Genomic DNA, 24,555 nt, shown 5'->3' with positions numbered 1-24,555 from the left:
CGATTACTACAACAACGTAAGAATCAAAACAGGACGAAAAAACATGACCCCGATTGAATATCGGAATCATGTTCTAACAACCTTAACGGCGTAATACTAATATGTCCCAATTTTGGGGGTCACATCACAGAGCAATGCCAGCCTGGTGGATTTGAAGACCAGGTCCGGCCAAAAGATCAGCCAGTTCGCGGCCAGCTGCCTGAAGCTGGCGGCTTGCGGGGCAGTTTCGCAAAACCAGTCCCAAGTCAAGACGCTAAAGCAGGTGGTCAATTCCCTGCAGACGGTGATGATCGTGCTCAGCCTCTTGTCAGTCATGCTGGCGGTCGTCATCTTGTACAACCTGACCAATATCAACGTCGCTGAACGGATCCGGGAATTGTCGACCATCAAGGTCTTGGGCTTCCACAACCACGAGGTGACGATGTACATCTACCGGGAAACGATCGCATTGTCTCTGGCCGGCATCATCGCGGGAATTATCCTGGGCAAGGGAATGCACCGCTTGATCTTGCAGGTCATTGGCTCAAGCCAGATTATGTTCAACCCGCGGGTGGATCTCTTTGTCTACCTGGCCCCAATTGGGGCGATCATCCTGATCCTTTGCCTGCTCTGTCTCTGGGTCGACCGGACTTTGCAGAAGGTGGACATGCTTGAGGCCCTGAAGTCGGTTGACTAGGCAAGAACTTTACATTGATTTAATCTGAAGCTTCCTTTGCATTTAACGTGCAAGTCTTAACATAAGAAATGCAATAGGAGGCGGGAAAAATGACGCAAATCAAATTACAAAAGCCTAAAAATCCGGATCTGGTCTACTGGACCATTATCATTGCCATTTTTGCCGGGATGATTCTGACTGCCTGGCTGGGCTTGCACTCTTAAAAGAAAAAATATTCTAACTATTTCTTAATTTAGCCTTGACGTCAGCTGATTTTGCACTAGAATATTAAACATACAGCTGAAGATGACTTAACTTTGAGAAGGAAAGTAGCTTGGCGAAGGGCCTGCAGAGAGTTCCCGGCTGGTGCGAGGGAATGGCCTGACACAAGTGAAGATCACCTTTGAGTTGAAGCCGCGAGCTTGAGCGGCTTCAGGGACCGCCCTTTACAGCGGCAGCGTATCGCGGGAGCTTGTCCCGCCGCACGCGCAGGCTGGAATTTTTCCAGCGAAGATAGGTGGTACCGCGTTAATGACGCCCTATTGGATCAGTCGATCCAATGGGGCGTTTTTTCTTTTCAGTTAAGGAAGAACGGCTGCAGCTGCGTGAGCAGAATCAGTCTTTTGTAGCAAGAATTTAGTGTGTATGTGATTTAAGGAAAAAGAAAAAGACTTAGCTGGCTTTTGCCTGAAAAAATATCTCTGTCAACCGTTTTGCAACAAATCATGTTGATTGTCCATAATATCTTACCAATCTATTTATCTTTTATGCTTTATTTTAATATTCTAATTTTCATTTCAAATCATTAAGCTTTTACTTTAAACTTTGTGTCCTTTTATAAAACTCTTAATCAACTAATTTCGAAACAGATGTCAAGCATCAGTCAATCAATCAACTCCATAATTCAAAAATGCAGCCGCGCCGCGGCTGCATTTCTTGTTTAATATGCTTTAAATTCTTTTGCTCCTATATTTCCTGCCATAAGCCGCTGACGAAGTAGGTCAGGGCAGCCCAAGTGATCAGGGGCAGGTAGTGGCCAGTCTCATCCCGTCCGGCTTTAAGCAAGTCCATGGCTGCTTTTCGGTCGACCAGGCGGAAGTCGCCAAAGACTTCCGTCCCTTCAGCCCCCTTGTGGTTAAGTGAGGACAGGTCATCCAGGTGGATGATGGCTTTGACTAGGGCGTTGCTTTCGTCGCTGAAGCCAGGGGTCGTGAAGACGCAAGGACTGATGACCTCAACCGTGTCCTTGCTCGTAACCGTAATGCCGGTTTCTTCTTTGATTTCGCGGATCATCGCGCGTTTGACCGGGTCTGGTCCCTGAAAGTCGGCGGGATCGATTAGGCCAGCTGGGACGCCCAGCATGTATGAGCCAGTTGGGTAGCGGAATTCGTAAAAAAGCAGCAGTTTGGGTGCTTCATTGGGCAATTCAATGATCACGAAGGCGCTGGCCGCGTCCGGCGGGGCCGTGGTCAGTTCTGCAGCCGGCTTGTAGGCAAAGAGTTCTTCCGGCCCGCGCCGTGAAGCGTCATAGTAGTGGGTGCCGTCTTGGTATTCCAGATCGTAGAGCTTGATAAACTTGGTATCGGCCAGCAGGCGGCTTTTGTCGCGGTTGATTTGTGGTTCCATAATTTCCCTCCTAGTTAATAAGTTAATTGTAGCGCAGGATGGCCGCCCATAGTCTGCCAAATTAAAGTTCGGTTACAGTCTTTCTACTTGCCTTGACCGGTCAAAATTTGGATGATAGCTTAAACTTGTGCGATGAAAATTATAATATAAGAAAAACTAATTCAGGAACGGATGTGAAGCATGAGCAAAGGAATTAAGAAGGCAATTAAAATCGCGGCTGCTAGCCTGGCTTGGCTGACTTTGGCTGGCTGCACCGCCAAGCAGGAGCCAAAGAGCTCAAGTTCAAAGAGCAGCAAGGCAAGCAAGCGGCAGGTAAGCGATAATTCAGCCATGGGCAGACTGAGTCAGGGACGGAAGCTTTTCTACTGGACGGTCTACTGGGACGTAAACGGACCAATCAAGACGATTGAGCAGCACGCAGCCAGCGTTGACGGGGTTGGCGATTTTGCCGCGATTTACGACGAGAACAAGAATGACCAGCTCTTTTTGACTGACGGAGCCAAGAAGCTGCTCAAGCAGCTGCGGGCAAATTCCGCCACGAAGCAGACGCCGGTCTACATGACCGTGGTCAACGACACGCGGACTGAGGACAAGTCAACCGATCTGGTATCCGCCCTTTTGTCCAGCAAGGCCCAGGCCAAGCAGCAAGCCAAGGAGATCGTGGCCTTGACCAAGAAGCATCAGTTTGACGGCGTGGAAATGGATTATGAGCAGATCCGCGATGATACTGGCCTGTGGAAGAAGTTTGCCGTGTTTGAAAAAGAACTGTGGTCGCTTTGCCAGAAAGAGCAGCTCAAGCTGCGGGTCGTCCTTGAGCCGTCAACGCCAGTCAAGAAGATCAGCCTGGTCAAAGGGCCAGAATACGTGGTCATGTGCTACAACCTGTATGGCTTTGGCTCAGCTCCCGGCCCAAAGGCCAATCGGAAGTTCCTGGTCAAGACAGCCAAGAGCTTTGAAAGCCTGGGCAAGGTGTCATATGCCTTGTCAAACGGCGGCTTTGACTTTGGCACAGCGGACGGCACCGACGTAACGTCATTGACGACCAGTGACGTCAAAAAGCTGATCAAGCGAAAAAAGGCCAAGCCCGTCAGGGACAAAGCCAGCGGGGCCATGCACTTCAGCTACGGCAGCCATGAAGTCTGGTATGCCGACGACCAGACCCTGCAAATTTGGGCCAAGACCCTGGACGAGTCTGCTGGCCGCAAGGTCGATCTCAGCATTTGGCGGATGGAATAGCTTTTTTCAAATTCGTGAGCAGATTCTTTGGCAAGTGGGGCAGAATCAGCTAAACTAAGATAGGTTACAAAAAGTAAGTAAAAATAGCCGCTCGCGGCTGCTAGAAAGCGTGAAATTAAATGGAAATAATGTACTGGTCTGATATTGCCTGCCCCTTCTGCTATATCGGGGCCAACCGGATGAAGCAGGCACTTGCCGAAGTTGGGATTGCGGATGAGACGCCAATGGAATTTCTGGCCTATGAGCTGGACCCAGAAGCCCCAAAGACGACCTCAGAAAAAGGGGAAAAGGCCTTGGGCCAACGCGCCCGTGCGATTGAAGACATGGCTCGCGGGGATGGACTGGCAATCAACCTGTCTCAGGTCAAGCATGTCTCAACGATGGATGCCCACCGCCTGATCAAGCTGGCTAAGGACAAGTATGGGCAAGCCGCCGCCAATCGCCTGGTCAATGACTTTTACAAGCTCTATTTTGTCAAAGGTGCTGAAATCGCGGATCATGACGTCCTGAAGGAGGCAGCCGCCGCGTCTGGTCTTGACCCAGCAGCCGTTGAGGCAGTCTTGAATTCTGACGCTTATGAACAAGAAGTGCGCAACGATGAAGCAGCTGCCATGCAATCCGGCGTTTCCGGCGTACCGTTTTTTGTGATCAACGGCAAGTACGCCATCAATGGCGCTCAGCCAAAAGAACTGCTCGTCAGCGCCTTGCGGCAGGTCTTGGCTATGGAAGGAGCAAATGATGACTAAGCAAAAGGAAGAAAACAAGCAAAGGCAAGCAGTCTTTCAAAATTTGCCTGGCTTAGGCGAAGCTTGCGGCATGGCTTGCGGGCCTGATGGCTGTAGCCTGGCCGACCACCAGAAAATGCTGGCTGCCAAAAAGCATGAAAAAACCGATAAAGGCTAATGCAAAAAAGCAGCCGTCTCAACACATGAGACGGCCGCCTTTTTATTTTGCCTGCTTTTGCAGGTAGGCGCGCAGCAGCTTCAGGCCGCCAACTGGCGTGCAAAAGCGAGAGTCCTGGCTAATCGCCTTGTCCCAGACCTCATCCAGGTCAAACCAGCGAACGGCGGAAACTTCTTCTTTTTGCAGGTGCAGGTCTTGGATGTTTACTGGCTTTTGGTAGACATGGACAAAGGAGACCTCATTGTTCTTGAAGACGGCGCCGTGAAAGACTTTCGTGTAGCAGTTGTGAAAGGTGCCAACAAAAACGAAGTCCGCGGGCTTGGCGTGGATGCCCAGCTCTTCGCCCAATTCTCTGATGATCGTGTCCAGTGGCGCATCCCCGGCATCGATGTGGCCTGCGGAAGAGGTGTCATAGCAACCAGGATAAGAATCCTTGGTCAGGGTCCGCTTTTGCAGCAGGACTTGCCACTTGCCAGCGGTCCTTTTCACGATCCAGACGGACGCGCAGCGGTGCCAGGCGCCGATCCGGTGGGCTTCATTTCGTTCAATCGTTTTGCCGACGGGGATGCCGGCTTGGTCAACTATGTCCAGAATTTCCATCTTATGCCTCCAATTGCTCACTAGTTTAGCACCATCTGCTGAAAAAGCCTAATTTTCAACTGCCGCGTGAAACAAAAGCCGGCAGTTAACCGGATACATCAGCAGCGCAAATAATGGCTAAATATCAAGCTTTCTGCCAGGCTGACCAGCTTGTTGACAATTTGTGCACCAAGGCTGCGTTTTTTTGAAAAAATGATTTAAAGCTAGAGAAGACAAGGAGTTTGGCAGGCTGAAAAGGCGACTTTCGTCAATCTGCCAACTTGTGGAACATGAATTGGCCAAAAGACAAAAGTTGCGATCTGTTTAAAATGCTCTGGAAAAGGCCATGCTGCTTAATTCATTTGCTATAATCTACTTTGAAGACAGGACTGATTGTGCTGGCTTTAGGCAAGAATGATCGTTTATTGTTTGTGCTGGTTATTTTATCTTTCTTTTTTCGTTTTTTCGCGAAAATTATTGTAATTTAACTTATGGAGGTAAACGTCATGTTTTATCACAAGAGAAATGAACGGGTTTTGTGGAGAAGCTCCATTGGTAACGACAAAGTCATTACTATTTCCAAAAAATTGCCTAGAGATGGATCAGAACCGGTCCACCATCACCACCATCTTAAGCTCGAGTGCCTCTTGGCATTAGGGGCGGCAGCGCTGTTGATCCACCATCTGAAAGAGTAGTCCTGCTTCAAGCCAAAAGACCTGCCGGCATTGCCGGCAGGCCTTTTTTGCATATTCATTGTTAGTAGACCAGTAATCCGATGCCCAGGAAGAGCAGACAGACGAAGAACTCGAGCAGCAGCAGCTTCCAGACGAACTTCCACCATTTGTCAAAGCCGATGTTGACCATGGCCAGGGACATCAAGATCAGGCCAACCGGGGCAATCAGGCTGATATAGCCCTGGCCCCAGTTGTAGGCATCAATGACGCTGGCGCGGTCAATGCCCACGACGTTGGCCAAAGGGGCCATGATTGGCATGGACAGGACGGCCAGGCCGGAAGAAGACTGGATGAAGAAGCCTAAGACGATGTAGATCAGGAAGAGGACCCAGACAAAGGCCAGCTTGTTCATCCCCGTAATCTGCTTGCTGAAGAAGTACATGATCGTGTCGCTGGTGTGGCTTTCATCCATGACGATGGAAACCGCTCTGGCCAAGCCAACGGTCAGGGCTACGCCAAGCAGGTCAGCCGCACCGCTGACGAAGCTGGCCATAAACTTGTGCTCAGACAAGCCAGAGACGACGAACAGCAAGTAGGAGACGGCCAGGAAGACGACGGCAATTTCCGTAAAATACCAGCCCTTGCTCTGCACGCCCCAGATCATGACCAGGAAGCCGGCCACGAAGGTGAGCAGGGTCAGCTTTTGACGCAGGGTGAACCTGCTCTTTTGTTTGCCGTTGTCAAAGGCTAGGTATTTTTGCTTGTTTTCTTCATATTGGTCATAGACCAATGACTTGGCAGGATCCTTGCGAACTTTTTCAGCATAGATGATGGTGTAGATCATGCCGACGAGAACGGTGACCAGCAGCATGCCGATTCTTAGCGGCAGGGCTCTGGCGAAGTTGACCCCAGCAGTGTTGGAGGCAATCACCGTTGAGAAGGGGTTGATCGTCGATGCCAGCGTCCCCAGGCTGGTGCCTAAGAAGATGGTGGCAACCACGGTCATCGTATCGTAGCCCGCGGCCAAGAAGACTGGAATCAGCATGGGGTAGAAGGCCATCGTTTCTTCAGCCAGACCAAAAGTCGTCCCGCCTAAGGCAATCAAGCCCATCACGATGACGATCAACAGCACCTGCTTGCCCTTAATGTGCTCAGACAAGGCTTGCATCCCTGAATTGATGGCCCCGTTGGCGTAAACCACCCCGATGATCCCGCCCAAGATCAGGATAAAGGTAATTATGTCGATTGAATCAGCAATCCCGTTGACCTGCGCGGTCAAAAACTGCTTGACGGCGCCCCAGAGGCTTGGCTTCTTGACTTTGATCCGCCTGTAGGAATCCGGGATAGCAACCGGTTTGTAGATGGTCCCGTCGACCAGCTTGCCAGCATCGATCTTGACTTTGTACTTGTCCAAGGTCTGCTGGCTGGCCGGCTCATGGGTGACCTTGCCAGTCGGCGAGGTGATCGCGAAGTCCTTGCTGGATGAGTCGTAGGCCACGGTCGCGTAGTTGCCGGCTGGGATGAAGAAGGTCAGTATCTGGACCAGGACCAAGACGATGATGATCACGGAATAGGCGGTCGGAAATTCATGTTTTTTCTTTTTTACTTGTTGCTTAACAGTACTCATGATTTTCACTCCCTTAACATTCATTTGCATCACAATTGCTCTACCTGTATTGTAGGAGCAAATCCGCCAATAAAGCAAGCGCTTTCATCAAAGTCTAAGGCTAGTTTACTAAAAAACTCACTTTGCATTAAAAAAAGCCCTGCAGTCAAGGGATGACTGCAGGGCAGGGTAACTGATATAGATTATTTTGATAGGTTTTAATTAAAATCAGCAGCAAAGATAAAACTGTTGGAGCTTATCGATCTTCAGCCTGCTCTAAGGACAGGAAGGGCGGATCGATTCCCAGCATCTGGGAAAGGGAGTAGACTCGGGGCGGGAGGACGCCGATTTTTTCAACCAGATCCGGCTGGGCAAACAGGTCGCTGACCGCGCCGGAGAATATCAGGCGGCCATGGTTCATGACGTTGACCCGCTCGCACTGGCTGGCCAGCCAGTCCATGTCGTGGGTGATCACGATCAATTGCCGGCCGCGGGCTTCCAGCTGCTTGAAAATCCTTGTGACCCGCTGGCGGCTTGGATAGTCCAGGGACATCATTGGCTCATCAAAGAGGTAGATTTCCGGATCGATTGCCAGGACGGTCGCGATGGTCAAGAGCTTCTTTTCAGACAAGGACAGGTCGTAGGGATTCTTTTCCTGGCTGCCTTCCAGGCCAACCGCTTTTAAGGCTTGATCGGTCTGGTCTTTGATTGCTGCTTCAGGCAGGCCCAGCTTTTTCAGGCCCCAGGCCACTTCTTTGGCAACGGTCGCGTTGAAGATCTGGTCATTGGGGTCCTGGAAGGTGTAGCCAACCTTCTTGATCCGGTCTTGGGCAAGATACTGCCCCAAATCCTCGCCGTCTACGGTGACTTGGCCTTCTTGCAGGTCTAAGAGCCCGCTCAGCAGCTTGAGCAGGGTGGACTTGCCGGCCCCGTTTTGGCCAATGAAGGCCGTGAGTCTGTCGGCCAGAACCAGGTGGTCCAGCTTTAGGTCAAAGCCGGCTTCGGGATAGGCAAAGCCCAGCTTGTTGATTTCAATCGTCATTTTCCAGCTGCCTCCTTCAATTCACTGGCAGTTACGGGGTATGAGCCGTCTGGACGCTTAATTTTCAGGCGTTTGGCCAGCTCCAGGGAAGTTGGCTTGGCAACCAGGGGGTCATCCTTCAGCTGGTTGAAGACGGCTTGCGGGGTCCCGGAAGCAGCCAGCCGGCCTGCTTCCAGCACCCAGATCTGGTCGCAGACCTCGGCCAGGTCGTCGACTTCGCCTGAAGCGATGAAGACGGTCTGGTCCTTTTGCTGCTTGAGCCAGGAGAAGAAATGCTGGCGGCCAACCGGGTCCATTTGGCTGGTTGGATCGTCCAGGAGCAAAAATTGCGGGTTAAGTGCCAGGGCACTGGCAATGGCCAGGCGCTGCATCTGACCGCCGGAGAGGGCCGTGGGAGCTTGCTCCAAGTAGTCTTCCAGATCAAACTGGCTGGCCACGGCGGCGACCCGGTCTTGAATGGTGAGGGGGTCCAAGCCGCGGTTGACCAGGGCAAAGGCGAGCTCGTCATAGACTGAGTCCGCCAAGCCGCTGAGCTGGCTGGCGCTGTCTTGCAAGACAACCCCCGTGGTCTTCCTGAGTTCTGGAGCCAGGTCGCGATAGTCATTGTCCCCCAGGGTCACTTTCCCCTTGATCTTGGCGGGAATGATCTTGGGAATGATTCCGGCAAAAAGGTTGAGCAAGGTTGACCGGCCACCCTTGCTGGGGCCAACCAGGCCGATTTTTGCCCCTACTGGGGCAAAAACCGTAATCTCCTTTAACACCCAGTCTTCAAAGCCCAAATACTGGACTGACAGATTCTTTAAGGCTATTTGACGAGAAGCCATGCTTTTCCTCCAATCAAGAACAGGCAGATTAAGGACAAGGCCAAGTGGGTCTTATGGCCCAGCCAGTATTCTTGCTTAAGCTCCGGCTTGCGGCGCTCCGGGCTGTCGTAGCCGCGCAGCTGCAGGGAAATGGACCGGTTGATGGCCATCTGGAAGGTCTTGATGATCAAGGGCACCAGCACGGGCACGATCATCTCCACTCTGGACCAGACTGACTTGGCGGGCACGATTCCCCGCGCTCTTTGGGCCAGCTGGATCTTCTGCAGGTTCTGCTTCATTTCCGGCAGGATGTAGCAGACCGACATCAAGACGTAGACCTGCTTGTAAGAGAGACCGGCTGCTTCCAGATACTTGGCGTTTTCGGAAATAGTGGTCGTTTCAATAAAGAAGCAGGTGGAAAAAATAATGACCAGAATCCGGCAGCCCAGAAGCAGGGCGTGGGTCAGGCCTTCCTGGTAGAAGAGCAGGATGCCGGCCTTCAAAGCCAGGGTGTGGTTGCCTGGCCAGAAGAGCCCCTGGATCAAGAGCATGGTCATGATCAAGAAAAGACTGAAGGCAGTCATTGCCCACAGTCCCTTCGTCTTGCGTGAAAACATGATCAAAAGCGCCGTGGCTGCCAGAAGCGGCAGCTCCAATAGCGGCTGGCTGATCACGAAGCTGGCCAAAGTGAAGCCAGCAATCAATAAAAGCTTGCTGATGGGGTCGACTTTGGCATACCACTTGCTTTGGTCGATCGCGGCTTGTCCAATCATTAGTTTTCGTTCCCCTTAAAGAAGTAGATCATCCGCTTTGGCATCTGCTTGTAGATCAAGAAGGCCAGGTAGGCAACTACGACCTTGTCCAGCAGGTCCAAGACGAATTCGTCAACGAATGATGCGATCCAAATGCTGACGTGCTTGGCAACCATGCTGGCAAACAAGGCATCCCCCCAGGCAATCCCGGTTTGCCCGCCCCAGAAGATGACGTTGAGCGGGGTTGAGATGATGGCTGAGACCAAGGCAATGATGATGGCCGCCGGCAAAACCTTCTTGGCGCTGGCAAACCAGCCGCGGGCATGCAGAATCCCCACGGCAATGCCGATGCCAATGCTGGTCAGGGCGTAGACGGTTGAAATTGGCGACAAGGTCAGTCCGTAGATAATGTTGTTGATGAAGCCGCTGATGGCGCCGGCAATTGGGCCGGCCAGCATGCTGGCCAGGAAAGTCCCCAAAGACCCCAGCCAAAGGGGCAGCTTCAAGCCTTCGGCAAAGGCCTTGGCCACGTAGTTGATCCCGACGGCCGCGGGAATCAGGGTCACCGTGGCGGCAGACAGCTTAAACTTCCAGACATTTTGCAAACTATTCTTCTCCATGATTGATAATTCTCCTTAGATTTCGCTAGTTAAAAGTAAAGGTAACCTTTACTTTTATATGGACGAATTACGTTGATTCTAGCACTGAAAGGGGACGGGGACAAGTGATTTTTTGCACGAAAAACCGAAAAATTTCCTGGTCTCCTCTAACTTTCGGCAGGCGAAAAAAGGAAAACAATCGCTGGCAGATCAAGTTAAAGTATCCGCTACCTTAACCGAAAAAGCAGAATAATCTTTTCACAAAGTACTTAGAGTTAGTTGCAATTTGCAGGTACAACTTTTCTGACTAAAACGGCTATTGCACTGGCTGTTTGCGGGTGATATTTTTGAGATGAACAAAATTAATATGCTGATTAAGCAGAAAAAATTATCTTTTGGCAAAGCAAACGAAAGGAAAAGTGAGTGGAATGGCAGAAGACGTGAAGCGCGATCCGGCCAAGGTCAGCTCTTACTTTATCGCCCAGTGGCCCGCTTTAGCGGTCGTCACCGTCTCCGGCATCATCTACAATGTCGGCATGGCGGCCGGACCTTGGTTTGAAGGCCAGCTGGCCCAGTGCCTGGTCAATATCCTGCAGCAAAAGGCCCGGCCTAGTGCCATGGTCAAATTGAGTCTTGGCTACGTGCTGGCCATCTTCATCGTGCAGTTCATGCGCTATTTGAAGCGGCTTTACGTTCGCAAGTTTGCCAACCAGACGATCCTGTCCATGCGCAGCAGCCTGTACCAGACCCTGCTGACCAAGACCAGCCTGGACGACATCGGGACCATCATGACCAAGGCCATTTCTGACGCGGACGACTGCGCGGAGGGGATGCGGAAGTTTACGACGGAAATTTTTGACACGGGCGTGGTGATGATCGTCTACATCGTGATGCTGATGTGCTATGACTGGCGCTTATCCTTGATTGCCCTGCTTTTTCCGCCTTTGGCCTATGTCTTGGCCGGACAGCTGAAGAAAGTGGTCACGGGCGCCGTCGCCAAGGCTAAAGAGGCGGCTGGCGACTTGAATGCCGCAACCTTGGACCGGGCCGGCAACAGCCTGACCTACCGGATCTATGGGGTGGAAAGAATTCGCGACGGCATTTACGAAAAGTTTCTGCAAAACTATGAAAAGCGCCAGATCAAGGCCGGGGTCTTGATGAGCGCGGCTGAGCCGATCTACTACATCATCTCGTCCATTAGCGTCATCTTTATTATCTGGCTGGGCGGGCGCAACGTCTGCGGCTTGGGCTGGCAGAGCTGGAACATCGCGGCTTTTTCCACTTATTTGGCCTGCTTTGGCAAGCTTTCCGTGAAGTCTTCCCACGCCGCCAACCTCTTTAATGCCGTGCAGAAGGCGGAAGTCTCCTGGAAGCGGATCAAGCCGCTCTTAACAAACGACGTGCCGGCAAGAAAGCAGCTGGCCCCATTTGGCCCAGTCAAAGTCAAGCAGCTGACTTTCAGCTGGAAGGACGACCAGCCCTTGCTGGAAAATATTTCCCTGACGGCCAAGCCAGGCGAGATTGTTGGGGTTACCGGTCCAGTTGCCTGCGGCAAGTCGACCTTTGGCCAGGCCTTTTTGGGCCAGCTGCCATATTCGGGGACGATCGAGCTGAATGGGCAAGACTTGCGCCAGCTCCAGCAGGCCGGCTATTTGACCACGGCCTACCTGGGCCATGATCCCCAGCTCTTGGCCGCATCAATCAAGGACAACATCGCCTTAGGGCAGGAAAAAGCGGTTTCCGCCGTCTTAAGCGACGCCGATTTAGTCCAGGACTTGGAGCAGATGCCGGATAAAGCGGCAACCCAAGTCGGGGAAGGTGGGACCAGGCTGTCGGGCGGGCAGGCCGCGCGGGTTGCCCTGGCCCGTGCCCTCTACCATGAGCGGCCGATCTTGATCTTGGACGATCCCTTTGCCAGCGTTGACCAGAAGACGGAAATGAAGATCTTGCAGAATCTGCGCCAGCACTACCATGACCGGGTCATCTTCTTGATCTCGCACCGGCTTGAATTCTTCGCCAGCCTGGACCAAATACTGTACATTGACGGCAAAAAGACGGCTTGCGGCAAGCACGCGGACTTGCTGAAGAAATCGTTGGGCTATGCCAAGCTCTATTGCCGCCAAGTGAAAGGAGGCAGCAGCGATGAAAAATAAGCTCACGCCCTTGAAGATCTTTAACAAAGCCATTGCTCCCCACCGGGCATTGACCACCGCGCTTTTGGCCTTGATCGCGGTCAATGTCGCCGTCTCTTTGCTCCCGCCGCTCATTCTGGGCGTGATCGTCGACCAGCTGACCGGCAAGCACCCGTCAAGGAGCCTGCTGGGTGCTGGCCTGGTCTATTTTGCCGCGCTTTTGGCCAGCAAGCTGCTGGAGGCAGTCCGGGAAAGCATGATCACGGTCTGGGGCGAGAAGGTGACCCACGGGATCCGGACTGAGATGGCGCGAAAGCTCAGCCGCTTGCCGGCAAGCTACTTCAGCCATAATTCCAGCGGGACTTTGGTCTCCCGCTTCGTCAATGACGTCGATACCCTGGAAGACTTGTTTTCATCCGGCATCATCAGCATGATTGCCAACCTGGCTTCGATTATCGGCATTTTGGCGGTCGTCTTTGTCAAAAGCCTGGGGCTGGGCTTGCTCCTGCTTTTGTCGCTGCCCATTTTATGGTGGTTCACCGTGCTGATCCAGCGCGCCTCCTATAATGCGCAGCTTGACAACCGGCAGGCGGTCGCGGCCTGTGACCAGGTATTGCCTGAAACCTTGCGCAGCCTGCTGATGATCCGTCTCTACCAGGCAGAGAAATTCATGCGGGACCACTATCAGAAAATTCTCCGGCAAAGCTTCGCGGCCCTGGAGCGGTCCAACTTCTGCGACGCGGTCTACTCGCCGGTCGTTATTTTCGCGCAGGCGCTCTTGACCGCGGTCATGATGGTCTGCGCCAGTCTTGGCGGGGGCTTTCGCGGCTTCTTTGGCATCAGCGCCGGAACCGCGGTGACGGTGATTGCCTATGTGGGCCAGGTCTTTACGCCCTTGGCCGACATTGGGATGGAAATTCAAAATGTGCAAGCCGCAATGGCTGGGGCCAAGCGGATCGAGGACTTCATGAATGAAGCCGAGCGCCCGGCCAGTCAAAAGCAGGTCCTGGTCCAAACGCCGGCGATTGCCATCAAGGACTTGTCCTTTGCCTATGAGCCAGGTCGGCCGATTTTTGACCATTTCAACCTGACGGTCAATGCTGGCGAAATCGTGACCTTGAAGGGCCGGACGGGTGCTGGCAAGAGCACCTTGTTTAAGCTGATCTTAGGCCTTTATCAGCCGCAAGCCGGGCAGATCAAGATCTTTGGCCAGGACGTGGCTGTCCTGCCAGAAGCGGAAAAGCGCCAGCTCTATGGCTGCGTTGAACAGAATTTCAAGCCAGTCGCGGGCTGCCTGCTGGAGCAGATTAGCCTGGGTGACCCTGGAATTAGCGAGGACCAGGTCTGGCAGGCCCTTGAAACCGTGGGCCTGGCTGAGCGCGTCCGCAAATTGCCGGATGGCCTTGACAGCAGGCTGTCAAACGCCGCGCTCTCCAACGGCCAGCTGCAGCTGCTCTCCATTGCCCGGGCCATCGTCTGCCAGCCTAAGCTGCTTTTGTTTGACGAGATTACGGCCAACATGGACGTCGTGACGGAAGACAAGCTGCTGTCAGCCTTGAAAAGGGCAGCGCGGGGCAATACGCTTTTGTCCATTTCCCACCGGACTGAGCTCTTGCGTGGCGGGAAGATCATCACTATTGGTAAAGACCAATAGCCGATAAATAGCAAATCAGTCATATTATTGGCAAATAATCTGTGAAAATTCCCGTAGTTATATTAAAATAAAAGTTAATGGCTAATTATGCGAGTAAGCGAATGCTAGGCATAATAATTAGCATGATTATTAAGAGTTTGCTAGAACATGATTGAATATAATAAGAATACGCAAGTGCCTGAGCACAATAAAGAAAAAACGACAAATATCGCATTTTATCAATCAGCTGAATTGCTGGAGCGGGCCGCGAAGAACAATCTCAGTGCTGGCTTCGCTATTTCGGGCATGATTGCCGGCATCGGCTTGATTGGGCTGATTGGGATGAACAGCAGCGTGGCGACAAAGGATGTCTTGCCCCAGATTGACAACATGTTCGTTTATGTCCTGCTCTTGCTGGTCAACTGCTTGCATTTGAACGTTTTGCTGATCACCAGGCGCATGAAGAAGCTGACTGCCAAGACTAAGCTGAATATCTGCTACGGCAACTTTCTGGTAAATGCCTTTTTGTCAGGGGTGACGCTTTATAGCACCCAGGTAGGCAGCAGCTATTTCTTTGAACTGGTCTTGATCATGACCGTGATCTCGCTTCTGCCTTACTACCGCTTCGGCAGAGGGATGCTGGTAGTTGCAATCAGCGCCTTGACGACATGGGCGATCATTGACGGCAATCGGTTGCACGTGGCCTGGCAGGATTTCTATGACCTGCTGATCTTTTATGCAATTTGCATCGCCAGCATCTTTTTAAGGCGCTACTGGTTTAAGGAATCGTCGGCTCTTACTGAGCGCCTGCAGCTGGCCAACAGCCGGCTCGCCGTTCGCAGCCGAACTGACGATCTGACCGGCCTGCTCAATCGGACCGCCCTGCGGGAAGACTTTAACGACTACCAGCATGAGCAAGTCGGCATGGCCATGATCGATCTGGATGACTTCAAGCAGTTCAATGACCAGCATGGCCACTCATATGGCGACCGGATTCTGGCGCAGATTGGCCAATATATGCTGGATGAGCTGGATTCCCCGCGCATTTCCTGCTACCGCTATGGCGGCGACGAGTTTTTGGTGATCGGCATTGACATGGATCCGGAAATGTTTAAAGCCAATCTGCGCAAGTTCCAGGAAAATTACGCCTTCATCACTGAAGGGCAAAAGACGCCGGCAACCTTGAGCATTGGCTGCTGCGCCGGCTTCCTGGACTCAAAGCATGACCTGCGTTCTTGCCTGCGTCTTGCCGACAGCTGCCTGTATGATGCCAAGAAACGGGGTAAAAACGCGCTGGTTGCCAAGCGCTACAGTGCCTTCTCGGGCAATATTGACAATCATTAAAAGAATAAGAGGATAAACAAATATGTATGCTTATGCTGCAAAAGATGAAATCAAGATCTACCGCTACTTGTCCATGGACTGCCTTAAAGAAGCAATGGCCAACCTGCGGGCTGACTGCCAGATTATAGTCGAAGCTGAAGGGGTGGTCGGCACGGCTGGCAACTTCGTGACCCGCAACGACAAAGTTTACGATCTGGACTATGCGATCGTGCTTCTTAAGGCGCCAAGCGAGTATGCGGCTAATCCTGATTTGCTGCACCAGCTGATTGAAAAGGAATTTGACGCGGCCTTGGCTGACAAATTTGACAAAGTGCCGGGGATGCCACTGGCTCTGCGCTACGTCCACCATGCCAAAAAGAGCGGCCTGGTCAATTTCCAGCTGGACTTGACGATCGTCAAGCGGGATGAGGGCGATGAAGAGCGCTTATATGAAGCCGATGGCCATTACCGCTGGAGCGAGCCCTTCAACCGCCGCTTCTTGCGCATTCAAGAAGAAACCATCAAGGACTGGGACCAGTGGCAGGACTTGCGGGATGAATACCTGCGCTTGAAGAACGCCTCGCTTGACCAGGAAGGGCAGCAGCTGTCTGTTGACCTTTACCGGCAGGCCGTCGCCAACATTTATGGCTAAAAACTGAAAAATATGCCTGACTTTCAAGAAACTGAAAGCCGGGCTTTTTTCATTGACGGAATGTTTTGAAATTATGAAGCAAGAATGGAATAATAAGAAGCAGGTGAAGTTAAGCGGTTTTGTGAGAGTTATCGATTTTTTAAATGAGGATGAATTTTCGAATATGAAATTAAAGGATCAGATTAAATTAATTGCGACTGACATGGATGGGACCTTGGTCAACGATGCCAAGGAAGTGCCAGCCAGCTTTGACCAGTGGGTCTTGGACCACCCGCAGGTGCAGATGGTAATTGCCAGCGGCCGGCCTTACTACACGAATGAAAAGCTGTTCGGCAAGATTGCCGAACACCTGATTTTTATCGGGGACAACGGCGGCGTCATCTACCAAAACGGCAAGTTCCTGTATGAGCAGGCCTTGACGGCTGATGAAGCCTTGTTTTGCCTTAAGCTCTTTGAGGACAATCCATCAGCTAGTCCAATTCTTTGCGGGGCAAGTCAAGCGATCTGCTACGACCCAAAGGGGGACGAAGAATTGTCCAGGCAGCTTGATACTTACTACATCAAGCGCAGATACGTCAAACAGCTGGAAGCAGAAGTTGCCAGCGACAAGATTATTAAATTCACGGTCTACTTCAAGAACCAGGGGGCAGAAGAGGCCTACCGAAAGCTGCCGCCAATGCCGGAAAACCTGACGGCCGTTTTGGCAGGGGCAGACTGGATTGACATTGTGAATAAGCAGGTCAGCAAGGGGGCGGCCTTGCGGCAGATTGAACGACTCAAGGGACTGAAGCGGGAGGAAACTCTGGCATTCGGCGACTACCTGAATGACTATACTATGCTGCAAGAAGCCGGCCATAGCTATGCAATGGTCAACGGGCACCCCGACTTGAAGGCAATTGCCGACCACATCGCGCCAAGCAACAACGATGAAGGGGTCATGCAGGTCCTGAAAGCAATTTTTGACCAGGATTAAGACAATATTGAACTAGCGCTCATCTAACTTAGATGAGCGTTTTTTCTACTCTAAGTCAAGTGTTATCACCTGCAGCAGCAGCTGTACCAGATGGGGCTGCGCTTTGAAGCCCTCCAAGGCGGGGTGCATGGGCAGAACCGGTCCTTGGCCTTGCTGGCCCGCAATGAGGGAATGAAGCAGGCCGATCTGGCCCGCAATGCCCACGTGCGGCCGTCTTCAGTTTCAGAAGTTCTGGAGCGGCTTGAAAAAAGTGGCCTGATCGAGCGCCGGCGCGATCAAAAGGACCGGCGGGTTCTGCGGGTCTACTTGACGGACAAGGGGCGCGCGCAAAACGAAAGCAACAGTGCCCGCTGGTACCGCTTTGTTGGCCACTTGATGGAGCCTTTGAATGAAGCGGAAAAGGAGAGCTACTTGCAGATCCTGCAGAAGCTACAAAGCCAAGCTGACCTGCTGGAAAGCCGCTTGGAAGCTGATGCTGCCAAAGAGCGGAAGCAGTCAGAGCAAAAGCAGTGAGATGAAAAAACTAGAGCAGAATTAGTGCAAAAGCCATTGCCAAAACTCGCTTTCAAGCACGTAGACTTCAGCTATGCCGAAAAGCAGCCCCTGATTCGAAATGCCATGACTGACCTGCAGCAGAAGCGGACCAGCTTTGTCGTGGCCCACCGCTTGTCTACGATCTGAAACGCTAACAAGATCATCGTATTGAACCATGGTCACATCATTGAGACCGGGAACCACCAAAGTCTGATGGCCAAGAAAGTCTTTTACGCTGATCTTTACAACAGCCAGTTCCTGGGCAATCCAATCTAATTGACATAATAATTGATATGGAAAATAAAAAGATCTGCCTGAGCTGAGCTCAAGCAGATCTTTCATTTTGCCCTTTGACATTTTGAACACACGTTCTGTATAATGATTTTGTCGAGAAATTGCTTTTAAGTGAAAAGACCCTCAGCTTGGCTGAAGGTCCGGAATTACTTGTCTTTCTTGTCTTTTTGCTTCTTTTGCTTGACCCAATAGACGATCCCGAAGGGAACCAGGTTTTCATTGCCAGACAGAATTCGCTTGATGTTTGACCGGTGGCTCCACCAGATCAAGCAGACCAAGAGTCCGGCCATGACGGTTAGGAAGCAGTCATGGTAGAAGAAGCTGGAAATAAAGATCAGCACTACGGAAATCAGGCTCGTGGCTGAGACCATGCTGGTAATGAAGAGCAGGGGGATGAAGTAGCTGGCGCACAGCAGGAAGAAGTGAACGTTGTAGCCCAGCAGGAAGCCCGCGGTCGTCGCCACGGCCTTGCCGCCCTTGAACTTCAAGAAAATTGAGAAGGCATGGCCAAAGATGGCGGCTGCCCCAAAGACCAGGCATAGGTCGTGGCGGCCCAGCTGAAAGATCATCGGCAGGCAGGTCGCCAGGGTGCCTTTGAAGAAATCGACCAGGAAGACGATGGTCCCAGCCTTTGGGCCCAGCACCCGGAAAGTGTTGGTGGTTCCAATATTATGCGAGCCGTAATCCCTGATGTCCTTGTGGTAGAAGATTTTGCCAACCAGCACGCCGGTAGGAAAAGACCCGATCAAATATGCTAAAATTAAAAGCAATGCAAATTTTATTGCAAACATTCATATCAACTCCGTTTAATCTTGTTTTCTATTTTAACAAAGATTAGTATGAATGGATACGCAGTTTGCGATTCGAAAGTTTGGAGGAAAGCTATTTTGCCAAAAAATACCTATGATGATTCTTCAATTCAGATTCTGCACGGGCTTGAGGCCGTAAGAAAGCGGCCCGGCATGTATATTGGCTCCACGGATATCCATGGCCTGAACCAATTGGTCTACGAAATCGTCGACAACTCCGTCGATGAAGCCATGGCCGGCTTCGGCAAGGAGATCAACGTCACCATTCATGAGGACAATTCCGTGACCGTGCAGGACTTTGGCCGGGGGATGCCAACGGGGATGCACGCCTCAGGCCGCCCGACCATTGAGGTCATCTTGACCGTTCTGCACGCGGGGGGCAAGTTCACCGAGCAGAACTACAAGACTTCCGGCGGTCTGCACGGGGTCGGCTCGTCTGTCGTGAATGCCCTCTCCAGCTACATGAAGGTTCATGTGGTCAGAGACGGCAAGGCCTACGAGGAAGAGTTCCACAACGGCGGCCAGCCAATCGGTACCCTGAAGTGCCTGGGGGCGACCAAGGAAAAGACGGGGACGACCATTACTTTCAAGCCGGACCCGATGATTTTTTCTACGACCAAGTACAATTACGAAACCATCCAAGAGCGCATCCGCGAGTCGGCCTTCCTGCTCAAAGGCGTCAAGTTCACCTTGACCGATGAAAGAAAGCCGGAGCATCACGACGTTTTCGACTATGAAGACGGGATCCAGAGCTTCGTTGACTACCTCAACGAAGGCAAGACGGCGATTGGCAAGGTCTTCTACTTTGAAGGCGAGCAAGACGGGATGGAGATCGAGTTTGCCGGCCAGTACAGCGATTCTTACTCAGAAAACTTCGTCTCCTTCGTCAACAATGTCCGCACTGCTGATGGCGGCTCCCACGAAGTTGGGGCCAGAAGTGGCTTTACCCGGGCCTTCAACGATTACGCCAAGAAGCAGGGGCTGCTCGGCAAGAAGGACAAGAACCTGGAAGGGTCCGACTACCGGGAAGGCCTGAGCGCGGTCTTGTCCGTCAAGATCCCAGAAGAGATGCTGGAATTTGAAGGGCAGACCAAGGGCAAGCTGGGGACGCCGCAGGCCAGAAGCGCGGTCGACGCGGTCGTGTATGAGAAGATGTCCTACTACCTGATGGAAAACGGTGAATGGGCCCAAGACCTGGTTAAGAAGGCCCAAAGGGCCAGAGATGCCAGAGAAGCGGCCAAGAAAGCCCGGGATGAATCCAGAAACGGCAAGAAGCGCCGCAAGAAGGAAATTCTGTCCGGGAAGCTGACTCCGGCCCAATCCCGCAACCCCAAGAAGAACGAGCTCTTCCTGGTCGAAGGTGACTCCGCCGGCGGCAGCGCCAAGCAAGGGCGCGACCGGCACTTCCAGGCCATCCTGCCTTTGCGGGGCAAGGTCTTGAACACCCAGAGAGCCAAGCTGGCCGACATTTTCAAGAACGAAGAGATCAATACCATGATCCATACCATCGGCGCGGGCGTGGGCACGGAATTCAAGCTGGAAGATTCCAACTACGACAAAGTCATCATCATGACTGACGCGGACGACGACGGGGCCCACATTCAGATCCTGCTTTTGACCTTCTTCTACCGCTACATGCGGCCAATGGTCGAAGCCGGCAAGGTCTACATCGCTCTGCCGCCGCTTTACCGCATCAGCAAGAAGGGCCAGGACCTCTATGCCTGGACCGATGAAGAGCGCGACGAGGATGAAAAGAAGGCCGGCAAGGGCTATGCCCTCCAGCGCTTCAAGGGGCTGGGCGAAATGAATGCCGACCAGCTGTGGGAAACCACGATGAATCCGGAAACGCGGATGCTGATCCGGGTCAGAATCGACGATGCCCAGCTGGCTGAGCGCCGGGTCACCACTTTGATGGGGGACCAGGCCTCAGCCCGCAGAAAGTGGATCGAGGAAAACGTCAAGTTCCGCATGGGCGAGGAAGAATCAATTTTGGACAAGGTAAACGATTAGGAAAGGTGATTTTGCTTTATGCCAGAAACTCACGAAAGAATTCGTGAAATGCCGCTTGAGCAGGTCATGGGCGAACGCTTTGGCCGCTACTCCAAGTACATCATTCAAGAGCGGGCCCTGCCTGACATCAGAGACGGGCTCAAGCCAGTGCAGCGGCGGATTCTGTACGCCATGTACCGTGACGGCAATACTTACGACAAGCCATTCAAGAAGGCGGCCAAGGCCGTCGGTAACATCATGGGTAACTACCACCCCCATGGCGACAGCTCCATCTATGGGGCTCTGGTCTTCTTGTCACAAGACTGGAAGATGCGCGAACCCCTGATTGAAATGCACGGGAACAACGGGTCCATGGACGGGGACAGCCCGGCTGCCATGCGTTATACCGAATCGCGCCTAGCCAAGATTTCCAACGTCTTGCTGGAAGACATCGACAAAGAAACGGTGCCGATGGTGCTCAACTTTGACGACACCGAATATGAGCCGACCGTGCTGCCGGCCCGCTTCCCTAATCTGCTGGTCAATGGCTCGACCGGGATTTCCGCCGGCTATGCTACGGAAATCCCGCCGCACAACCTGAGCGAGGTGCTGGATGCCTCCATCCACCTGCTCAAGCACCCAGACGCCACTCTGGCTGATTTGATGCAGTTCGTGAAGGGCCCGGACTTCCCGACTGGCGGGATCGTCATGGGCACCAAGGGGATCGTGGACGCCTACAGAAGCGGCAAGGGGCGGATTCAGGTCCGCGCCAAGACCAGCATCCAGGAGATTCGCGGCCACCGGGAAGAGATCGTGGTTACGGAGATTCCCTACCTGGTCAACAAGGCCCAGCTGGTCAAGAAGATCGATGAGATCCGCGTGGCCCGGGAGCTTGATGGGATTTCGGAAGTCCGTGACGAAACTGACCGCCACGGCTTGTCGATTGTCATCGAACTGAAGAAGGATGCCGATGCCCAGAACATCCTGAACTACCTGCTCAAGAACACCGACCTGCAGGTTTCCTACAACTTCAACATGGTGGCGATCGACCACATGACTCCTGTACAGGTAGGCCTTAAGCGGATTTTGCAGGCCTACCTGGAACATGAAGAAGAGGTCGTGATCAAGCGGACCAAGTTTGACCTCGGCAAGGCAGAAGGGCGCTTGGAGATCATCAACGGCTTGATCAAGGCCATGAGCATTCTGGACCAGGTCATCAAGACCATCCGTGCTTCCAAGAACAAGGCTGACGCCAAGAAGAACCTGGTCGCGGAATTTGCCTTCAGTCAAAGGCAGGCGGAAGCCATCGTCTCCTTGCAGCTGTACCGTTTGACCAATACTGACGTCGTTGCCCTGCAGAAGGAGAAACAGGAATTGGAAAGCAAGATTGCTGCCTTCAATGAGCTCTTGTCCAACAAGAGTGCCCTGCAAAAGCAGATCATCAAGGAATTGCGGGCAGTCAAGCATGACTTTGGCAATGACCGGCGGACCGAAATCAGCGATGAGACCGCCAAGGTTGAAGTCGATGAGAAGGCCTTGATCGCTGACGAAGACGTCCGGGTGCTGATTTCCCGGGATGGCTACATCAAGCGGTCATCCTTGCGGTCCTTCCAGTCGACTGATTCAGCTGAAAACGGCCTGCCGGAAACTGATGAGGTCGTCTTTGAGCAGACCTTGTCGACTTTGACCAACCTCTACCTGTTCACCAATCACGGCAACTTGATCTACCGGCCAGTGCACGAGCTGGTGGAGACCAAGTGGAAGGATATCGGCCAGCACTTGTCTCAGGAATTGGGACTGGCGCATGACGAGGCGATCATCAAGGTCTTCGCCCTGAAGAGCCTGGACGATGAAAATGCGGTCTTCCTCTTGGCCACTAATGACGGCTTTATCAAGCAGGTTGCCTTGTCCAGCCTGCAGCCGACCCGGACCTACAAGTCTCGGGCCATCATGGCCATGAAGATGAAGACGGCTGATTCCCGGGTCATTGCCGTGGACATGCTGGACAAGCGGGCTGAGTATGAGGCAACCTTGTTTACCAACCAGGCCTTTGCCCTCAAGTATGCCGTCTCCGAGGTGCCAGAAACTGGGGCCAAGGCAGCCGGGGTCAAGTCGATCAACCTGAAGGAGGATGACTTTGTCGTTGGGCTCTTGGTAAATGAGGTCAAGTACGATGGCCTCTACAAGGTCGGAATCATCACCCAAAGAGGGGCCTTCAAGCAGCTTAAGCTGGACCTGATTCCAGTGACCAGCCGGGCCAAGCGGGGCGTTTTGGTCTTGCGGACTTTGAAGCAGCAGCCGCACCGGATTGCCGGCCTGGCCTTCTACGCGCAAAACCATGAGCTGCTGCTGACCACCTCAAGCCTGCGCCAGCAGACGATTCTGACGACGGATCACCCGTTGGGCGACCGGCAGACCAACGGCTCATTCGTGGTCGATGTCAAGACTGATGGGGAGCCGCGCAGCCTGAAGCTGGGCCGGCCGGTTTCCGACCAGCCCCGGGACGTCTCCAGCCTCTTTTAGTGCAAGCAAAAGAAAAAAAGAATTTAGGCAAAAAGATTGAACAAAAGCCGCTTTTTTTAGTAGACTTAAAGAGGATTAAATTTTGAATTAGAGAAGGGACAATTCAAATGGAAAAAGAACTTGTTTTTGGTCACAGAAACCCAGATACTGACGCAATTGGCACCGCCATTGCCTACTCATACTTCCAGAACCAGCACGGCTACAACACTGAAGCCGTAGCCTTGGGCGAAGCAAACGATGAAACTGCCTTTGCCTTGAAGAAGTTTGGCTTTGAAGCACCTCGCGTTGTCAAGACCGTTTCAAACGAAGTCAACGCCATTATGCTGGTTGACCACAACGAACCTCAACAAAGCGTTGAAGACCGCGACAAGGTCAAGGTAACCCACGTGATCGACCACCACCGGATCAGCAACTTCGCGACGATCGACCCATTGTTCTACCGGGCTGAACCAGTTGGCTGCACCTCAACTGTTTTATGGGAAATGTTCCAAGAACAAAACATGGAAATCCCAGCCAATATTGCCGGGATCATGCTGAGTGCCATCATTTCCGACACCTTGCTCTTGAAGTCACCAACCACGACCGACACTGACAAGAAGGCCGTTGAATCACTGGCCAAGATTGCTGGCGTCGACTACCAGGAATACGGTCTGGAACTGCTGAAGGCCGGCACCAACATCGCTGCCAAGAGCGTTGAAGAATTGATCGACCTTGACGCCAAGAGCTTTGAACTGGCAGGTAAGACGGCTCGCATCGCCCAAGTCAACGTCGTTGACGTTCCAGAAGCCCTGGAACGCAAGGAAGGCTTCCTGAAGGCCATGAAGGATGCCTCAGCAAAGAACGGCTACGACTTGTTCATGCTGGTGATCACCAACGTGCTTGACTCTGACTCAGAAGTGCTCTTCGTTGGCGACGACGAAAGCCAAAAGGTCTTTGCCAAGGCCTTCGGCAAGGAACTGAAGGACTCAGAAGCCCACTTGCCAGGCGTCGTATCACGCAAGAAGCAAATCGTGCCACCATTGACCCGTGCTTTTGAAGGCTAAGAAGCCCGATTAACAAGGTGAATTGATAGACTAATTAAGCGCTAGCCTGACGGCTGGCGCTTTTTTACTCCCAACAAAACAAAGCCTATCCGTTACTACAATAATTATTAAAAACAAAAAAGCGCGGCTTCGCCGCGCAATAAAAAACAAAGCAAACAGTCTAGCTCAATTGCAG

At 52.5% G+C, this 24,555-nt stretch carries 23 protein-coding genes, 1 pseudogene and 1 other annotated feature; of the genes and pseudogenes, 16 read left to right on the top strand and 8 right to left on the bottom strand.

Annotation, left to right across the window (positions count from 1 at the left end):
- On the top strand, positions 1-94 hold a 94-nt coding region (locus tag FYJ62_RS05970; RefSeq protein WP_130137146.1), incomplete at its 5' end, for an IS3 family transposase.
- A gap of 18 nt (positions 95-112) precedes the next feature.
- The gene (locus FYJ62_RS05965) at positions 113-676 is read left to right on the top strand and encodes an ABC transporter permease (protein ID WP_154548744.1); all 564 of its coding nucleotides are present in this window, start codon (positions 113-115) and stop codon (positions 674-676) included.
- Positions 677-963: 287 nt separating this feature from the next.
- Positions 964-1,200, top strand: a binding site (T-box leader).
- A 421-nt stretch (positions 1,201-1,621) separates the two neighbouring features.
- On the opposite strand, the gene FYJ62_RS05960 is transcribed toward FYJ62_RS05965, so the two are convergent.
- The gene (locus FYJ62_RS05960) at positions 1,622-2,281 is read right to left on the bottom strand and encodes an NUDIX domain-containing protein (protein WP_154548742.1); all 660 of its coding nucleotides are present in this window, start codon (positions 2,279-2,281) and stop codon (positions 1,622-1,624) included.
- Between the two features lie 180 nt (positions 2,282-2,461).
- Here FYJ62_RS05960 and FYJ62_RS05955 point away from each other — a divergent pair, with 180 nt between their 5' ends.
- The 3 genes from FYJ62_RS05955 to FYJ62_RS05945 all read left to right on the top strand — a co-directional run bounded on the left by FYJ62_RS05955 (position 2,462) and on the right by FYJ62_RS05945 (position 4,420).
- Positions 2,462-3,517: a glycoside hydrolase family 18 protein gene (locus FYJ62_RS05955; protein WP_154548740.1), complete on the top strand. Its 1,056-nt coding sequence runs from the start codon at positions 2,462-2,464 to the stop codon at positions 3,515-3,517.
- Positions 3,518-3,636: 119 nt separating this feature from the next.
- Positions 3,637-4,263: a DsbA family oxidoreductase gene (locus FYJ62_RS05950; RefSeq protein ID WP_154548738.1), complete on the top strand. Its 627-nt coding sequence runs from the start codon at positions 3,637-3,639 to the stop codon at positions 4,261-4,263.
- Complete coding sequence (locus FYJ62_RS05945; protein ID WP_154548736.1) at positions 4,253-4,420, top strand: hypothetical protein; 168 nt, start codon at positions 4,253-4,255, stop codon at positions 4,418-4,420. Before FYJ62_RS05950 ends, FYJ62_RS05945 begins: the two co-directional genes overlap by 11 nt.
- A gap of 42 nt (positions 4,421-4,462) precedes the next feature.
- Here FYJ62_RS05945 and FYJ62_RS05940 read toward each other — a convergent pair whose 3' ends face one another.
- Positions 4,463-5,020, bottom strand: a complete 558-nt coding sequence (locus FYJ62_RS05940) for an NUDIX hydrolase (protein ID WP_154548734.1) — start codon at positions 5,018-5,020, stop codon at positions 4,463-4,465.
- A 485-nt stretch (positions 5,021-5,505) separates the two neighbouring features.
- Here FYJ62_RS05940 and FYJ62_RS05935 point away from each other — a divergent pair, with 485 nt between their 5' ends.
- The gene (locus FYJ62_RS05935; RefSeq protein WP_154548732.1) at positions 5,506-5,694 is read left to right on the top strand and encodes a hypothetical protein; all 189 of its coding nucleotides are present in this window, start codon (positions 5,506-5,508) and stop codon (positions 5,692-5,694) included.
- Between the two features lie 61 nt (positions 5,695-5,755).
- Here FYJ62_RS05935 and FYJ62_RS05930 read toward each other — a convergent pair whose 3' ends face one another.
- The 5 genes from FYJ62_RS05930 to FYJ62_RS05910 all read right to left on the bottom strand — a co-directional run bounded on the left by FYJ62_RS05930 (position 5,756) and on the right by FYJ62_RS05910 (position 10,496).
- Positions 5,756-7,300, bottom strand: coding sequence for a YfcC family protein (locus FYJ62_RS05930; protein WP_154548730.1), 1,545 nt, complete (start codon positions 7,298-7,300; stop codon positions 5,756-5,758).
- A gap of 235 nt (positions 7,301-7,535) precedes the next feature.
- A complete protein-coding gene (locus tag FYJ62_RS05925; protein WP_154548728.1) occupies positions 7,536-8,321 on the bottom strand; it encodes an energy-coupling factor ABC transporter ATP-binding protein in 786 nt (261 codons plus the stop codon).
- A complete protein-coding gene (locus tag FYJ62_RS05920; RefSeq protein ID WP_154548726.1) occupies positions 8,318-9,145 on the bottom strand; it encodes an energy-coupling factor ABC transporter ATP-binding protein in 828 nt (275 codons plus the stop codon). Before FYJ62_RS05920 ends, FYJ62_RS05925 begins: the two co-directional genes overlap by 4 nt.
- The gene (locus tag FYJ62_RS05915) at positions 9,127-9,897 is read right to left on the bottom strand and encodes an energy-coupling factor transporter transmembrane component T (protein WP_154548724.1); all 771 of its coding nucleotides are present in this window, start codon (positions 9,895-9,897) and stop codon (positions 9,127-9,129) included. Before FYJ62_RS05915 ends, FYJ62_RS05920 begins: the two co-directional genes overlap by 19 nt.
- Positions 9,897-10,496: an ECF transporter S component gene (locus FYJ62_RS05910; protein ID WP_154548722.1), complete on the bottom strand. Its 600-nt coding sequence runs from the start codon at positions 10,494-10,496 to the stop codon at positions 9,897-9,899. Before FYJ62_RS05910 ends, FYJ62_RS05915 begins: the two co-directional genes overlap by 1 nt.
- A 407-nt stretch (positions 10,497-10,903) precedes the next feature.
- Between FYJ62_RS05910 and FYJ62_RS05905 the strand changes: the two genes are divergently transcribed.
- The 7 genes and pseudogenes from FYJ62_RS05905 to FYJ62_RS05875 form a co-directional block, all read left to right on the top strand.
- Positions 10,904-12,628, top strand: coding sequence for an ABC transporter ATP-binding protein (locus tag FYJ62_RS05905; RefSeq protein WP_154548720.1), 1,725 nt, complete (start codon positions 10,904-10,906; stop codon positions 12,626-12,628).
- Complete coding sequence (locus FYJ62_RS05900) at positions 12,618-14,261, top strand: ABC transporter ATP-binding protein (RefSeq protein WP_154548718.1); 1,644 nt, start codon at positions 12,618-12,620, stop codon at positions 14,259-14,261. The genes FYJ62_RS05905 and FYJ62_RS05900 overlap by 11 nt, the downstream gene beginning before the upstream one ends.
- Positions 14,262-14,408: 147 nt before the next feature.
- A complete protein-coding gene (locus FYJ62_RS05895; protein ID WP_154548716.1) occupies positions 14,409-15,584 on the top strand; it encodes a GGDEF domain-containing protein in 1,176 nt (391 codons plus the stop codon).
- Positions 15,585-15,606: 22 nt separating this feature from the next.
- On the top strand, positions 15,607-16,215 hold the full coding sequence (locus FYJ62_RS05890) for a hypothetical protein (protein WP_154548714.1): 609 nt from the start codon (positions 15,607-15,609) through the stop codon (positions 16,213-16,215).
- A 163-nt stretch (positions 16,216-16,378) separates the two neighbouring features.
- Positions 16,379-17,188: an HAD family hydrolase gene (locus tag FYJ62_RS05885; RefSeq protein ID WP_154548711.1), complete on the top strand. Its 810-nt coding sequence runs from the start codon at positions 16,379-16,381 to the stop codon at positions 17,186-17,188.
- Between the two features lie 90 nt (positions 17,189-17,278).
- A complete protein-coding gene (locus tag FYJ62_RS05880) occupies positions 17,279-17,701 on the top strand; it encodes a MarR family winged helix-turn-helix transcriptional regulator (protein WP_154548709.1) in 423 nt (140 codons plus the stop codon).
- Positions 17,702-17,791: 90 nt separating this feature from the next.
- Positions 17,792-17,998: pseudogene (locus tag FYJ62_RS05875) on the top strand (ABC transporter ATP-binding protein); the annotation flags it as partial.
- Positions 17,999-18,162: 164 nt separating this feature from the next.
- Here FYJ62_RS05875 and plsY read toward each other — a convergent pair.
- Positions 18,163-18,807: a glycerol-3-phosphate 1-O-acyltransferase PlsY gene (gene plsY / locus FYJ62_RS05870; protein ID WP_154548707.1), complete on the bottom strand. Its 645-nt coding sequence runs from the start codon at positions 18,805-18,807 to the stop codon at positions 18,163-18,165.
- 48 nt (positions 18,808-18,855) lie between these two features.
- On the opposite strand from plsY, the gene parE reads away from it, so the two are divergent.
- The 3 genes from parE (at position 18,856) to FYJ62_RS05855 (ending at position 24,380) form a co-directional block, all read left to right on the top strand.
- Entirely contained in the window at positions 18,856-20,835 is a 1,980-nt protein-coding gene (gene parE / locus FYJ62_RS05865; protein WP_154548705.1) for a DNA topoisomerase IV subunit B, read from the top strand.
- An 18-nt stretch (positions 20,836-20,853) separates the two neighbouring features.
- Positions 20,854-23,337 (top strand): DNA topoisomerase IV subunit A, encoded by a 2,484-nt coding sequence (gene parC, locus FYJ62_RS05860; protein ID WP_154548703.1) that lies wholly within the window; start codon positions 20,854-20,856, stop codon positions 23,335-23,337.
- A gap of 107 nt (positions 23,338-23,444) precedes the next feature.
- Positions 23,445-24,380: a manganese-dependent inorganic pyrophosphatase gene (locus FYJ62_RS05855; protein WP_154548701.1), complete on the top strand. Its 936-nt coding sequence runs from the start codon at positions 23,445-23,447 to the stop codon at positions 24,378-24,380.
- The last annotated feature ends 175 nt before the right edge of the window (positions 24,381-24,555 follow it).

This window comes from Lactobacillus porci, assembly GCF_009695985.1.
In the GTDB taxonomy this organism is placed as follows: domain Bacteria; phylum Bacillota; class Bacilli; order Lactobacillales; family Lactobacillaceae; genus Lactobacillus; species Lactobacillus absianus.
Note: the sequence above shows the minus strand (reverse complement) of the source record. Positions and strands in the feature narration are given on the sequence as shown.